At 58.0% G+C, this 15399-nt stretch carries 10 protein-coding genes; 9 read left to right on the forward strand and 1 reads right to left on the reverse strand.

All coding sequences use genetic code 11. From position 1 onward, the window contains the following. Positions 1-216: 216 nt before the first annotated feature. Genes B0G52_RS15800 through B0G52_RS15835 form a run of 8 tightly spaced genes read left to right on the forward strand, consistent with a single transcriptional unit; the run spans position 217 to position 12333 of the window. The gene (locus B0G52_RS15800; protein ID WP_094045952.1) at positions 217-1350 is read left to right on the forward strand and encodes an ABC transporter ATP-binding protein; all 1134 of its coding nucleotides are present in this window, start codon (positions 217-219) and stop codon (positions 1348-1350) included. Beyond that, positions 1347-4325, forward strand: coding sequence for an extracellular solute-binding protein (locus tag B0G52_RS15805; RefSeq protein ID WP_094045954.1), 2979 nt, complete (start codon positions 1347-1349; stop codon positions 4323-4325). Before B0G52_RS15800 ends, B0G52_RS15805 begins: the two co-directional genes overlap by 4 nt. Before the next feature lie 5 nt (positions 4326-4330). Then, positions 4331-5302, forward strand: coding sequence for a carbohydrate ABC transporter permease (locus B0G52_RS15810; protein WP_094046030.1), 972 nt, complete (start codon positions 4331-4333; stop codon positions 5300-5302). Continuing rightward, positions 5303-6160 (forward strand): carbohydrate ABC transporter permease, encoded by an 858-nt coding sequence (locus tag B0G52_RS15815; RefSeq protein WP_094045957.1) that lies wholly within the window; start codon positions 5303-5305, stop codon positions 6158-6160. It abuts the gene before it with no gap. A 27-nt stretch (positions 6161-6187) separates the two neighbouring features. After that, positions 6188-8236 carry a YIP1 family protein gene (locus tag B0G52_RS15820; protein ID WP_158223729.1) on the forward strand — a complete coding sequence of 683 codons (2049 nt, stop codon included), beginning with the start codon at positions 6188-6190 and terminating at the stop codon, positions 8234-8236. Further along, complete coding sequence (locus tag B0G52_RS15825) at positions 8229-10460, forward strand: DUF5696 domain-containing protein (protein WP_094045961.1); 2232 nt, start codon at positions 8229-8231, stop codon at positions 10458-10460. Before B0G52_RS15820 ends, B0G52_RS15825 begins: the two co-directional genes overlap by 8 nt. Then, positions 10457-11353: a carbohydrate ABC transporter permease gene (locus tag B0G52_RS15830; RefSeq protein WP_094045963.1), complete on the forward strand. Its 897-nt coding sequence runs from the start codon at positions 10457-10459 to the stop codon at positions 11351-11353. The genes B0G52_RS15825 and B0G52_RS15830 overlap by 4 nt, the downstream gene beginning before the upstream one ends. Then, positions 11350-12333: a carbohydrate ABC transporter permease gene (locus B0G52_RS15835; protein ID WP_094045965.1), complete on the forward strand. Its 984-nt coding sequence runs from the start codon at positions 11350-11352 to the stop codon at positions 12331-12333. The genes B0G52_RS15830 and B0G52_RS15835 overlap by 4 nt, the downstream gene beginning before the upstream one ends. 663 nt (positions 12334-12996) lie before the next feature. Here the strand turns inward: B0G52_RS15835 and B0G52_RS15840 are convergent. Continuing rightward, a complete protein-coding gene (locus tag B0G52_RS15840) occupies positions 12997-14376 on the reverse strand; it encodes an ABC transporter substrate-binding protein (protein ID WP_094045967.1) in 1380 nt (459 codons plus the stop codon). A 172-nt stretch (positions 14377-14548) separates the two neighbouring features. Between B0G52_RS15840 and B0G52_RS15845 the strand changes: the two genes are divergently transcribed. Further along, positions 14549-15376 (forward strand): helix-turn-helix domain-containing protein, encoded by an 828-nt coding sequence (locus B0G52_RS15845; protein WP_158223730.1) that lies wholly within the window; start codon positions 14549-14551, stop codon positions 15374-15376. Positions 15377-15399: the final 23 nt, after the last annotated feature.

Raw genomic sequence — 15399 nt, forward strand, 5'->3', positions numbered from 1 at the left:
TAGTAATGAACCCCCGTGCGCCGATCAACGAATACATTTTTAGTTATGAAAGGGTTATCATGCTTAAATTGTATCACGGAACATTTTCATGTCAAGGAATAAAATTCACATACAAAATAAAAACGCGGAGATATCTGTTTACGATCGTTATTTTATTTGATATCATTATTTCACGTACTTGAAACGTTTTCAACATAAATCGTGGGGGTAAGGGCGATGGGGAACGTGACGTTTAACCACGTGTACAAATATTACAAAGGAGAGCCGGACCCGGCGGTCAGAGACTTTCACCTGGAGGTCGAAGACGGGGAGTTTCTGGTCATGGTAGGCCCGTCCGGATGCGGCAAGTCGACGACGCTGCGCATGCTGGCGGGCCTGGAGGAGGTGTCCGAGGGCGATATCTGCATAGACGGGAAGCTGATGAATTTCGTCTCCCCGAAAAATCGCGACATCGCCATGGTGTTCCAGAATTACGCGCTGTATCCGAATTTGACCGTATTCGAGAACATGGCGCTCGGGCTTCAGCTGCACAAGGTGGCCAAGAGCGAGATCGAGCTTCGCGTCAACCGGACGGCCAAGATGCTGGAAATCTCGCACTTCCTGACGAAGAAGCCCAGCCAGCTGTCCGGGGGACAGAAGCAGCGCGTCGCGCTGGGAAGGGCGCTCGTTCGCGAGCCGCAAGTGTTCCTGATGGACGAACCGCTGTCCAATCTGGACGCCAAGCTGCGTACGCAGACGCGGATGGAGATCAGCAAGCTGCATAAAGAACTGCGGACGACGATGGTCTACGTCACGCACGATCAGACGGAAGCGATGACGATGGGCACGCGCATCGTCGTCATGAAGGACGGCCGGATTCAGCAGGTGGCTCCGCCGCAGCAGCTGTACGACGAGCCCAGCAATCTGTTCGTGGCCGGATTTATCGGGACGCCGCAGATGAACTTCGTCTCCGGCTCGATCGTCTCGATCGACGACCGCTTCTTCTTCCGCGGCAGAAGGTTGGATTTGAGCATACCGGAATCTTACTATCCTTATCTTCGTTCGGCGGAAAGCAATCTGCGCTCGGTCGTGCTGGGCATTCGCCCGGAATACGTGCTGTGCGAAGCCGAGGCGGTCCAGCGATATGCGGAGTGGAGTGTAAGCGCCTCCGTATATATGAGAGAGCCGCTTGGCTCGAACACCTACTTATATGCGCGAATGGGCGAGGAGAGCCTGACCGCCCGCGCGGAAGCCCATACGCCGATCGAGCCGGGCGATTCGGCGAATTTCGTCATTCGGATGGATAAAGCCCATTTCTTCGATCGCGACAGCGGCTTGTCCCTGACGTCGCGGGGAGGAGGACATCCGTGAGGCGGAAAACAACGCGGACCCTTGTTTTCGTTGGCGGCATCGTTCTGCTGGGAGCCGCGTTCTCGCTGCTATGGCGATCCGGTTCAGGGGAGACGGAGGCCTATCCCGTCTTCGGCGCGGAGAAGGTGCTGTCCGGCATCGGAGCTTCGGAAGGCGCTCCCGCGCCTTATATTCAATGGATTGCAAGCGCGGAGTATGAAGCGCTGAAGCCCGCCGAGGGCGCCGAAGCGATCGTCATGGCGACGGATTACGTCTCGGCGGCCCCCGAGGCGCAGCTGGATCGCCGCAGCGATCAGGCGAAGGGAGCGGACGTGCTCGATTGGAGCAATTCGCGCGGCTGGGTCGAATGGCGGGTCGAGGTGCCTCGCGACGGCATTTACGAGCTTGAACTGATCTACGCGCCGCTTAAAGCGGGATTCTCGTCCGTCGTGCGGGGGATCCAGATCGACGGGGCGTATCCGTTCGCCGAGGCGGAGAGGGTGAGCTTCGATCGGCTCTGGAGGGACAGCGTCTATCCGTACGAGCGCAACGCGATCGGCAATGAAATTCGGCCGGTACAGGACGAATTGGCGGATTGGCGGGCCGAGAAGGCGGCGAATTACGTGGTCAGCTCCGAGCCGCTCCGATGGACGCTGACGGCGGGCGCGCATACGCTGCGGCTTGTCGGCGGGCAAGGGCCGCTGTCGCTTCACTCGATCAGGCTGGTTGCGCCGCGGCAGGCGCCCGCTTACGAGGATTACTTGAAGGGCCGCCCCTCGGGAACGAACGGCGGGGAGCCTTGGCACGGCATCGTCGAGGCGGAGCGCTACGCGTTCAAGTCGTCCGTCACCATTCAGCTTCAGAGCAAGTCCGAGCCCTACATTTCTCCCGATCCGAAAGGGAAAATCGTCTACAACGCGATCGGAGGCACGAGCTGGACCAAGCCCGGCGAACGGGTCGGCTGGGAGATCGCGGTGCCGAAGTCGGGCTATTACGCGATCGACGCGAAATATTATCAAGGCTTTAACGGCAAATCGAGCGCGTACCGGACGGTGCTGATCGACGGCGAGGTTCCGTTCCGGGAAATGCAGAGCTACCGGTTCGCGCCGAACAAAGCGTTCGAGATCGCTCCCATCGCCGCCGAGGACGGCAAGCCCTATCTCTTCTATTTAGAAGAGGGCAAGCATCTGATCGAGATGGTGGTCGATACTTCGGCCGTTCGTCCGGTAACCGAATCGCTGCTCGACATCGGAGACCGGCTGCTCCGGATGGAGCGGGACGTTCGCGCGATTACCGGCAACTACGGCTACGGCAGCGATCAGAACGTCGATACGGCCCGCACTTGGGATCTGCGCAAATTCGACCCCGGGCTGGAGGCGGAGCTGCAGGCGCTGATCGATCGACTCCTGCATATTTGCGAGTATTTGAACGGACTTAACCAGGCGAACACCGACTCGGTCACGGCGCTTCTCGTCAACGCGGATCGGCTGCAGAAGCTGCTCGACCGGTTTAACGACATTCCGAATCGCGTTACGGAATTCGGGACGGTGCGCACGAGCCTGAATACGTGGATTCAGACGATCGAATCGCAGGCGATGGAGCTGGACTATCTGATCGTCCGCACGCCCGACGCCGATCCCGGCTTGAAGGTGCCCGGTTCCTGGAGCAAGGTGCGCTATTCGACGGCCGATTTCTTCCGTTCGTTCTTCCAGGAATACGACACGAACGTCAGGGATGACGACGATACGCTTACCGTATGGGTGCAGCGGGGCAAAGATTACGTGGATCTGCTGGACTTGATGGTGCAGCAGGACTTCACTCCGAAGACGGGCATCCGGGTGAACATCAACCTGATGCCGAATACGAACGTGCTGCTGCTGGGCAACGTCGCCGGCGATCAGCCCGACGTAGCGCTGGGCGTTCCGCTGGAAACCCCGGTCGACTTCGCCATGCGCGGAGCGGCCGAGGACTTGAGCGGCTATCCCGGCTTCGAGGAAGTGTTCGGGCGGTTTAATCCGGGACTGATGCGTTCCTACCAATATAACGGAAGCTTCTACGGTCTGCCCGAGACGCAGAACTACTATATGATGTTTTACCGCACCGACATTTTCGAGGACCTGGGCCTGGAGCCGCCGGATACGTGGGACGACGTCGCGCGCATCCTCCCCACGCTTCAGGAGAACGGGCTGACGTTCAACTTGCCGAAGAAAAACTTCCATATCCCGTTCTATCAGCACGGAGCGGAGTTTTACGAGGAGGACGGCTTGCGGCCGGATCTGACTTCGGAAGAGGGAGTGGCCGCCTTCAAGCAGTGGACCGACTGGTACCGCAAGTATAATCTGCCGAAGGATATTCCGGTCTTCATCCACCACTTCCGCAACGGCGACATTCCGATCGGCGTGGCCGACTTCGATATGTACGTGCAATTGGTCGTCGGGGCGCCGGAGATCGAAGGCAAGTGGAAAATGATTCCTCTCCCCGGCGTCAAGCAGCCGGACGGCACGGTGGCCAGATGGTCGCATAACGAGTCGATGGTGCGGATCCAGGAGCCGTCGTCGCTGCTGATGCTGAATAAGAGCGAACGCAAGGACGAAGCGTGGCGGTTCATCGATTGGTGGACGTCGGACGAAGTGCAGAGCCGGTTCAGCAACGATATCGAATCGTTCGCGGGCATCGCCTACCGCTGGAATACGGCCAACCTGGCAGCGATGCAGACGATTCCTTGGCCGGAGGAGGATCTGGCCGCTCTGAACGAGCAGGACAGATGGGTCAAAAATATGCCTTACGTTCCGGGTTACTACTATCTGGCGAGAGAGATCGAATTCGCCTGGAACAATACGGTCGTCGGCGGCATGCCCGCCAGGGAAGCGCTCGAGAAATCCGAGATGTCGCTGGCCCGGGAGATGATGCGCAAGCAGGAGGAGCTCGGCGCCTCGTCGATGGATCGCCTGGCTGTTCCGCCTTATGACAAACCCTACGAGAGGAGAACGCCGTGAAAACCGTGACCCGCATTGAAGCTGCCGCCCGCAAGCCGTCCGCGCCAAGCGGCTATCGGGCCCGTATCGTCCGGTTCCTGCGCGAATGCTGGGCGGATCGACTCTCGTATCTGTTTTTGGCGCCGTTCCTGCTCAGCTTCATCTGTTTCATTATCGTGCCGGTCGCGCTGGCGATGCTGCTCAGTCTGACCTCGTTCAACGGCTTTGAATTTCCACGTTTTATCGGGGTCAGCAACTTCATTTATATGTTCACGCAGGACGTCGTATTCATGAAGCATACGATTCCGAATACGCTCAAGTTCGCCATTATCGTCGGTCCCGGCGGCTACATTTTGTCTTTCGTGCTCGCCTGGCTGATTCATCAGCTGCCGCGAAGCATTCGCGATTATTTCTCCCTGGCCGTGTACGCGCCGTCCATCATGGCGACTTCCGTGGCGCTGACGATGGTGTGGACCGCGGCGTTCAGCGGCGACAGCGTCGGCTATTTGAACAATATTTTGCTGAGCCTCGGGCTGATCGAGTCCCCGCAGCTGTGGCTTCAAGATCCGAAGTATTTGATGACGTTCATGATCATCGTCACGCTGTGGACGAACATGGGCGTCGGCTTCCTGGCGATGCTCGGCGGCCTGCAGACGGTCAACACCGAGCTGTACGAAGCGGGCCGGATCGACGGCATCAAGAACAGCCTGCAGGAAGTGTACTACATCACGATTCCGAGCATGAAGCCGCAGATGCTGTTCAGCGCGGTGATGGCGATCGTCAGCGCGATCAAGGCGGGCTCCATCTCCAGCGGGCTGTCGGGCATGGCGATCACGCCGCAATATGCCGGACACGTCATCAACAACCACATTTACGATTATGCGTTTCTCAGATACGAATGGGGCTACGCGTCGGCGCTGTCGGTCGTGCTGCTCCTGATGAGCTATGCGATCATGCGGCTGAGCTACAAGCTGTTCGGCACGAAGGAGGATGAGTAGATGCTGCTGACATTCCGCAGAAAGTTCCGTTTCCCGCGAATGATGCTGTTCGTGTTTCTCGCGGCCGTCGGCATTTTCATGCTGCTGCCGATCATCTTTCTCGTCAATAACGCCTTCAAGCCTTTGAACGAAATGTTCCTGTTCCCGCCGAGAATTTTCGTGCAGAATCCGACGATGTACAACTTCGAGCAGATGTTCCTTCACAGCTCGGCGGGCGTCGTGCCGTTCAGCCGCTACCTGTTCAACAGCGCCGTTATCGCGACGATCACGACGCTGGCCGTTATCGTCGTCAGCACGATGGCGGGTTACGTCCTGTCCAAGCACCGTTTTCATTTCAAGGCGCTTATTATGGGCACGGTCATGATCGCGCTGATGTTTACGCCGGAGACGGTGTCGATTCCGCGGTATTTGATCGTGAGCGGTCTGGGACTCAAGGATTCGTATTTGGCGCACGTGCTTCCTTTTCTGGCATCGCCGGTCGCTGTGTTTCTTATGAAGCAGTTTATCGACCAGATTCCGAATTCGCTGATCGAGGCGGCCAAGCTGGACGGCGCGCCGGACATGTACATTTTCCTGCGGATCATCATTCCGCTGACGTCGCCCGCGGTCGCTACGGCAGGCATCATCACGTTCCAGATCGTGTATATGGACGTCGAGGCTTCTTCGCTCTATATGACCAAGGAGACGATGAAGACGCTGTCCTATTACGCGGAAGCGATGACGCAGAACATTCCCGGAGTGGCGCAGATCAGCATCGCCGCCGCGATCGGGCTGCTGATGTTCGTGCCGAACCTGATCATTTTCCTGATCTTCCAGCGAAAAATGATTCAAACGATGCTGCATTCTGGCGTGAAATGAACAAGGGGACGGAGAGGGGGGATGCAGATGTTCGGCCGCATTCGGAAAGATTTGGCCGTTAAGGCGATTGCTTGCATGCTGCTGCTCGGCCTGTGGGCCCCGCAGCTCGCTTCGGCCCAGCTTCCGTATTATACGTGGTACAACGATCTCAACGCCGGCAACATCCGCACGCAGCCGATCTACGTGCCGGACCGGATCATAGACGGCAACGGCATGGAGGGAGCGCTGTCGTCGCCGGGCGACATCTACATCGCGGATGACGATCATGTGTATATCGCCGATACGGGCAACAACCGCATCGTGGAGTTAAACGAGAAGGGCGAATACGTGCGCAGCATCGGACACGAGGAAGGGCCGGGCAAGCTGACCCAGCCGGAAGGCGTGTTCGTCGCGGAGGACGGGACGATCTACGCGGCCAATACCGGCGGGCAGTCGATCGTGCTCTACGCGCCGGACGGAAGCTTCTTGCGCGAGTTCAAGAAGCCGGAAGCGACGGCGCTGACGGCGGACTATCATTTCCTGCCGACCAAGATCGTCGCCGACCGTCGGGGCGTCATGTATATCGTCGTCAAGGATACGTTCCTCGGACTGCTGCGCATGAGTCCCGAAGGCGAGTTCACCGGCTTCTTCGGCGCGAACAAGGCGAAGCTGAGCTGGCTGGACCGGCTGAAGCGCGCGCTGCTGAACGAGGGGCAACTGGCCCGCGAGATCGCCAAGCAGCCGAATCCGATCCAGAACGCGACGCTGTCGGACGACGGCTTCCTGGTGACGACCAGCTCGGGGAAGGCCAGCGACGGACAGATCAAGAAGCTGAACGCCGGAGGTTTCGACGCGTTCGGCAACAAGGAGTTCCACCAGGACAATCTCGTCGATACGGCGATCGACCGCAACGGCTTCCTGTACGGATTAAACCGCAACAACATAATCAGCATCTCGGTCTACGACCCGACGGGAGAGGCCGTCTTCTATTTCGGCTCGACCCAGAAGGGAGCGCGCCAGCTGGGCATTACCGATTACGGCATCAGCATCGACATCAACAGCGCCAACGAGCTATGGGTCGCGGACAATGCGTCCAATCTGATCCAGGTGTTCAAGAGAACGAGCTTCGGCGACACGTATATGACGGCTTCCCATTTGTACTTCGAAGGCGATTACGAACGCAGCCGGTCTTATTGGGAAGAGGTCATCCGGCAGAACGGCATGCTCAACATCGCCTATAACGGCTTGGGCAAGATCGCCCTGCACGATCGCGACTACGCGGCGGCGCTCGATTACTTCAAGCAGTCGAACGATCCGGAAGGCTATTCCGACGCTTACTGGTACATCCGGTACGAATGGTTGAAAAATAACTTCCTGCTCGCGGTCGTCGTGCTGGTCGCCGGAATCTGGGGAGTGTCGTTCGGAGCGCGCCGCCTCTCGGCGTTCGTGCGCAAGCGATCATGGCCGCCGCTCGTTCGGAGGTATGCCGGGGAATTGAGGGACGCGCTCTATCTGATGTTCCATCCGTACAACGGCTTTTATCGGTTGAAGGATCGCAATATTTCCGTCGCGGTAATCGTCTTCCTGCTCGCGCTGGCGGTCGCGGTTCACATCTGGTCCGTGTTCGCTTCCGGCTTTATCGCTTATCCTTACGATCTTGGCGAGTACAATCTTCCGCTGTCCCTGGCGTTCCTGATCGTGCCTTGGGTAACGTGGGTCATCGCGAACTACTTGGTGAGCACGGTCAAAGGCGGGGAAGGCCGATTCCGCGAAGTGCTGCAGGCGAGCACCTTCGCGATCGTTCCGTACATCGTCATCACGATCCCGGCGACGATTCTGACCAACTTCGTCGTGCTGGAGGAATGGATTATCATCGATCTCTTCCGGCAGGCGATGTGGATCTGGATTATCGTTCTGTTCCTGGTCATGACGCAGGTCATTCATAACTTCGATTTCACCGAGGCGATCAAGAACGCGGTCATTACGCTGCTGACGATCGGGGTCATCTGGGTATTCGCGACGATCATATCCGGCCTGGTGTACAACTTCTACGACTTTATTGCGCAGATCTACCGGGAGGTGACCTTCCGTGCTTAGAAAATTATGGCCTTCAAACGGCAAATACAGACTGCTGCTCCTATTCGCGCTTATCGTCGTCGTGGCGGTGGCGTCGATCGTCTACGGCAGACGGGATAAGCTTCCTTCTCTTCAGGCGATGGGAATCGCCGGCCCCGTGCCGCAGTTCGCTCCGGTGTTGGAGGGGACCGCATGGCAGGCGGGCGGTATCGACGGCGAAGGCTTCGCCCTTGCGGGGGACAGTGCCAAGTATTCGCTGCTGCTGGAGCCGAAGACGAGCCAGCTTGTCGTTCTTGACAAGACGGGCGGGTACAAGTGGCGGAGCAATCCGTCGCCGGAGCAGCTCAAGCAGGAGACGGTCAAGGGTGCGCTGTTGGAAAATCTGCAATCTCCGTTCGTCGCCGAGGTGGTCGTCGCCGGGCAGACGAGAAGAACGATGCTGAGCACGCTCACGAAAGGGCTGACGATCGACTACGTCCCGATCGGCGACGCGGGCGTTCAGGCGACTTATACGTACGAGAAGGAGAAGCTGAGCTTCGTCATTCAATTCACGGTGACCGACCGCGGCTTGGAAGCGGCCGTACCGTCGGACGGCATTCGGGAGTCGGGCGATTACTGGCTGTATTCCTTGCAGCTGCTGCCTTACTTCGGCGCGGTTCCGGCGGGCGGAGAGGAAGGTTATCTGTTCGTGCCGGACGGCCCGGGAGGGCTGATCCTGTACGACCGCCAACGGCCTTCGGTCGCCAGCGGCTACGAGTTTCCGATCTACGGGGACGACCCGGCGCACGTCAACTATGACGAGAACATGCAGGCGCAGCGCGAGCAGATCGCCTATCCGCTCTACGGGCTGAGGCGCGGAGATCGCGCGTTCGCCGCGATCGTGAAGGAAGGGGCGTATACGGCGAAGATCAAAGCGGTCACGCCGAGCAACAGCTCGCGGTATCATTCGATCGGCGTCAGCTTCGGCTATCGCGAAGAATACGGCCGCAAGGTGAGCGGCATTACGAAGGAGACGGTCAAGGCGGTGCGCAAGGAGCGGACGGCGGAAGACCGTCGGGTGGAATATCGTCTGCTGTCCGGAGAGGAAGCCGATTACGTCGGGATGGCGCATACCTATCGCGATTATTTGCAAGAGAGCGGACAACTGGGCGCTCCGCTGGCGGCGACGGACCGCGTTCCGCTCATGCTGTCGATCATCGGCGGCGGCAACAAGCCGCAATTCGGCAGAAGCGGGTACGAGGCGGCGACGACGTTCGAGCAGGCGGAGCGCATCGTCCGGGATTTGCGCGAGGCCGGCGTGGCGAACATGAGCGTCATCTATCAGGGCTGGCAGAACAGCGGCCATACGTATACCGACAAGCGGTTTCCGATCGTCTCGGAGCTTGGCGGCGAGAAGGGGGCGAGACGGTTCGCGCAAAGCATGCGCGAGCTCGGAGTCCCGGTTCTGTTCGACGATTACATGGCCTGGAAGGACGAGTCGCACAGTTCCTTCTATAAGAAGACGGACGGCATTCGCGGCATCGATTCCACGGTGCTGTCCGGAACGGGAGACGCGTTTATCGTGAATCCGGTAAAAGCGGTCCGCCAGCAGAAGCTTGTCGTCGACGCGCTGAAGAAGATCGGAATCGACGGCATCCACTACGTCGACGGCCCGGGCAGCATCGCGTTCAGCGACTACAGATCGAACGCTCCGCTGACGCGCGGGGACACGGTGCACTATTACCGGGAGCTGCTGGACTACGTCAGGGAGCAGCTCGGAACGGCGGGCGTGCAGCGCGGGGAGCAGTACGCGCTCGGGCATGCCGACTATATCGAGGAGCTGCCGCATTCGTCCAGCCGGGATTTTATCGTCGACGAGACGGTGCCTGTCTACCAGATCGCCGTTCACGGCACGGTCGCCTATTCGACGGCGCCGGGCAATCTGCGCGACGTGTACGAGGACGAGATGCTGCGGGCGATCGAATACGGGGCGATTCCGTCCTTCACGCTGACCTATGCCGAGAGCCGCGTGCTGAAGGGGACCGATTATCAGGATTTGTTCAGCACCGAGTATGCGGTCTGGAAGGATCGCATTCTCGAAGACTACGACAGTTTCGATCGTCTGGCAGGCGTGCTCCACCAGCCAATCGCGGATCACGAGAAGGCGGCGGAAGGCGTCTACGTCACGACTTACGAGGACGGTACCCGGGTCACTGTCGACTATAACACGAAGCAATTCGGCGTCGAGGGAGGGAGAAGCGAATGAGCGGGAAAACCTCGCGGCGCAGACAGCTTCTGCAGTTTCGCTGGAAGGAATACGGAATGGGTTATCTGTTCATGCTGCCCTGGATGATCGGATTCGTCGCTTTCGTGGCTTTTCCGATCGGATGGTCGCTGTGGAACAGCTTTAACCAGGTGTTTATTACGAGCGAAGGGTTCAAATACACTTGGGTCGGCCTTAGCAATTTCCGGAGAATGCTGGTCGAGAACAACGCTTACCCGATTATTTTGATTACGTATTTACAAGAAGTGCTGCTCATTATCCCGCTGATTCTCATTTTCTCCTTTTTCGTATCGCTGCTGCTCAATGAGAAGTTTCCGGGAAGGGGATGGATGAGGGCGCTCTTCTTCCTTCCGGTCATTTTCGCCACGGGGCAGGTCATTATGGAGCTGTTCGTGCAGGGAGCGGGCGAGCTGCCGTTCATGGAGCAGTACAATCTGGACGTCATTCTGCGGCAGTATTTCAACGAGAGCACGGCCAACATGCTGCTCGGCATTCTCGGCAAGGCGGTCATCATTCTCTGGTATTCCGGGGTGCAGATTCTGATCTTCATCGCCGGCTTCCAGACGATTCCGAAGACGGTGTACGAGGCGGTCAGGGTGGACGGGGCTTCGCCGTGGGAGAGCTTCTGGAAAATTACGTTCCCCGGCATGCTGCCTTTTATCGGACTGAACGCGGTGTACACGATCGTCGATCTGTTTACGTTCCCGTTTAATCCGGTGCTGGAGATCGTTCGGAACAATATGTTCTCGCCGACGACGGGTTACGGCTACGCGAGCGCCATGGCTTGGCTGTACTTCGCCATCGTGCTGGTGCTGCTCGGCATTACGCTGTGGCTGACCTATCGCGCGACCAAGGGGAGGGGGGAGCTTCGATGAAGCTGGAGGAAGCGTACAAGCAAGTTAAGCTCGATATCGCCGAGACGCTCGCGCACCGCAAGACGCAGAAGCTGAAGATGACGGTGCTCGGCCAGAACGTGAAGGACGGGATGATCGCCAAGCTGGTCATTTTCGCGCTGCTGATGGTCATTGCCTTCCTGTATGTCAAACCGATTCTGTACATGATTTCGACCAGTCTCAAGAGCGTGGCCGATATGATCGATCCCGTCGTCGGGCTGATCCCGCGTGAGCTGAACCTGGCCAACTACGCGGATGCATGGAAGGGACTCAAGTATCCCGAAGGCTTCCTGGATACGATGACGATCGCGCTCGTCGGCTCCGTGTTCCAGGTGTTCACGTGCGCGCTGACCGGCTATGCGCTGGCGAGGCTGAAGTTTCCGGGGAAGAACCTGATGTTCTTCCTCATTCTCGTCGCCTTCCTCGTTCCGCCGCAGCTGACGATCGTTCCTCTCTACATGATCTACAGCGAGCTGGGGTGGATCAACACGCCGTTCGTGTTTCTCGTGCCCGCTCTGTTCGGGCAGGGCTTACGGGGGGCGCTGTTCATCATCATCTTCCGGCAGTTTTTCCTGTCGCAGCCGAAGGCGCTGGAGGAGGCGGCCAAGATCGACGGGGCTTCGGCGTTCCGCCTGTTCTTCCGCATCATGATGCCGCTGGCCGCGGGCGCTTGCCTCGTCGTGTTCCTGTTCTCGTTCGTCTGGTACTGGAACATGAGCTATGAGGCGGCGCTGTTCCTGAGCAAGGACTTTACGCCGTTATCCCTTCGGCTCAGTTCGATGCAGATGGAGCTGATCGGCAACAAAGCGCTCGACTACAGCGCGGGAGTCGGGCAGGACCCGATCTCGGAAGGACCGCGGATGGCCGGCGCGTTCCTCATCATCTTCCCGCCGCTGCTCGTCTATCTGATCGCCCAGCGCTGGTTCACCGAAGGCATCGAGCGCACCGGGCTGGTGGAATAGGCGGGGCTTTGCTCCCCGCCTTGCTGCGTTGGCTTGGGAGTTGGGCGTGAGAAGGCAGAGTAGAGTATGGCGAGGCAAGGTAGGGCACAGGGCAAGGCGGGCAGGCAGAGTAGAGTGAAGCGAGGCAAGGTAGGGCAGGCAGGGCAAGGTGGGCAAGGCTCGTACGGAGGGCATTGTTCTAAGAAATCGAGTAATTCCTGCCAAATGGTGCTCAGTCGGAGGGCGTTGTTCTAAGAAATCGAGTAATTCCTCCCAAATGGTGCTCAGTCGGAGGGCGTTGTTCTAAGAAGTCGAGTAATTCCTCCCAAATGGTGCTCAAACGGAGGGCGTTGTTCTAAGAAGTCGAGTAATTCCTCCCAAATGGTGCTCAGACGGAGGGCGTTGTTCTAAGAAATCGAGTAATTCCTCCCAAATGGTGCTCAGTCGGAGGGTGTTGTTCTAAGAAATCGAGTAATTCCTCCCAAATGGTGCTCAGTCGGAGGGCGTTGTTCTAAGAAATCGAGTAACGTCTCCCGCAAAGTGAACATTGAGCAAAGAAATAGGGGCCATCCCATGATCATCTGCTAGATGACTCATAGGACGGCCCCGACATTCAATAGGATGGGTTAACGAGAATGGCAGATGGTGTGCAAGGGCGTTGAGGCTTTGACTCTCAAGCTGGCGTTACTGCTTGCTGGCCAGTTCCATTTCGACCGCTTTGTCGAGCTCGGCTTCGGCGGACTTCAGGGCGTCTTCCACGCTCAGCTCTCCGAGGATCACCTTCTCGAACTCGTAGGCGAGAATCGAAGGGGCGTTCAAGGTGAGCGTCGGATGGATCGCCGGCGAAGGCGCGAATTTGTTGTAGTAGATGGCCGAGACGTTTTTCCCCTCCAGTAAGGGGACGTTGGCGCCGAATGCCTTGCGGACTTCCTCGTTCAGCAGGTGAGTCGGTTTGCCTTCCTTGGAAGCGGCGAGTTGGGCTTCGTCGGACAGCAGCTCGTTCACCGCTTGCAGCGCCGCTTCTTTGTTTGCGGCGGTGTCCGTAACGTAGATCATCGTCGGAAGCGACTGGAAGCCGATGCCGTTGTTGTCCTCGAACGTCGGAGCCGCGACCATGTCCCAGTTGAGCGCCTCGAAGCCGGGCCGTTTGTAGCTCGATGAGAGCGAGAGCACCATGGCAATGTTCTTCTGCTCGTAGAATTTGTTCAGCTCCAGACCGGAATCGCGCTCGTAGCCTTCCTGATTGCCGGGAATTTTGTAGAAGCGGGACAAATTGTCGAAAATGCGTTTCCAGCCGTCGTTGTTCACGACCGCCTTGCCGGATTCGGCGTCGATGATTGGCAGGGAAAACTCGTTGCTCAGCAGCGCGAACCGGTAGAACATGCTGATGCCGCGATATTTGACCCCGTCCTTCGTTCCGGTGACCTGCTTGGCGAGTTCGTACAGCTGATCCCAAGTCATGCCGTCCGTCGGATAAGGGACGTTGAACTTGTCGAAGACGTCTTTGTTATAGAACAGCACCATCGGATTCGAGCTTTCCGGCAGGCCGTACAGCTTGCCTCCGGAGAAGTTTTTGGCGGTGGCGATCGAAGCCGGGTCGAAGCGGTTCAGGTCGACGATGCCGGAATCGGCCAGCGCCGTCAAATCCGTCTGCAGATTGCTGCCCAGCAGCACCCGCAGATCGCCCTCGGCCGCTCCGAACAAGATGTCCGGCGTAATATCTTTCTGGGCTTTCAGGTCGGGCATGTTCAGAATGCAGGAGCAGAGATAGTTGAGCGTGATGTTCGGATGTTTCGCTGTCACCCATTGATTGATCTGTGACTCGAAAGCGTCTTCCGGGATTGAGCCGAATACGCTGAGCTCCACCGGCTCAGGCTCCGGTTCCGGCGAAGGCGTTTCCGACGGACTGGGCGACGGGGAAGCCGACGGCGACGGAGAAGCGCTTTCAGACGCCGGCGGACTTGAGGACGGAGCCGTTTCGTTCTTGCTGCAGGCCGACAGAATCACCGTCAGAAGCAGCATGCTGGCAATCAGTGCGGAGAAGACTCGCGACTTGTGAATCATTCCTGTAACCTCCCTGGTTTCTGGTCACAACGTTCTGTATAAATAACGATCCGTTGCTTCACTTCAATTTTGCAGAAAAACACAGGGCGGGTATATGGAATAATGGTGGATTGTAATGGATAAAAAGTTAAAAAATTATTTTATATTCGTGAAACGGCGGGAGATGAGGTCCGTGTACGAATTTTTTGATCGTTTTTATCCGCATATTCTGAACGTTATCCATGGCAAATTGGAGCATTGGGAGACGCAGGGGACGCAAATCTACAAAAAGTCGACCAGCAGGCTCAGCTTGTTTTACGTGTACGAGGGTCAAGGCAACATGGAGCTGGACGGGAAGAAATATCCGCTGTCGGAAGGAATCGTCGCCCAAATTCCGCTTAAGCGCAAGCTCGTCATTCGCAACGCTCCCGAGGCGCCTCTCCGCTACTTTATGATCGAATACGACTTTAAGCTGGTCCGATGGCAGGGAGAGCTTACCCGCTGCGAGGAACCGTCCGAGAAAAGCCTGCCGTTCGGCCTCGTCGAGCCGATGACGGATCACAGAGGGCTCCGCTCCGACATGCAGCTTCTCTACCGGATCTGGTCGGAGAAGAACAGCGGATATACCGGGCAAGCCAAGCTGCTCTTCTTCAATCTGCTGCTGCGGATCAGCGAACAGCTGCATGAGCGTCAGCAGGACGATTCGGCCGAGCGTTCGATCATGGACTGCGTCAACTATATCAACAACCACTATCAGGAATCGTTGGAACGAGAGTTGCTGGCTCGCAAGGTGTCGCTGTCCAGCAGTTATTTCTCGGTGCTGTTCAAGAGGTACGTCGGCTGCTCGCCGGTGCAATACATTACGAAAGTCAGGCTGGATAAAGCCATGCAACTGCTAAGGGGAAGCAACAAGCCGGTATCGGTCGTCGCGCTGGAGGTAGGTTTTCACGATCCGCTGTATTTCAGCCGGGTGTTCACCCGGGAGATCGGTGTGACGCCGCGGGCTTACCGGGAAGCGTGAGGGGATGCCCGGGGACGAAGCAG

Source organism: Cohnella sp. SGD-V74 (assembly GCF_003001675.1).
Classification (GTDB): domain Bacteria; phylum Bacillota; class Bacilli; order Paenibacillales; family Paenibacillaceae; genus Cohnella.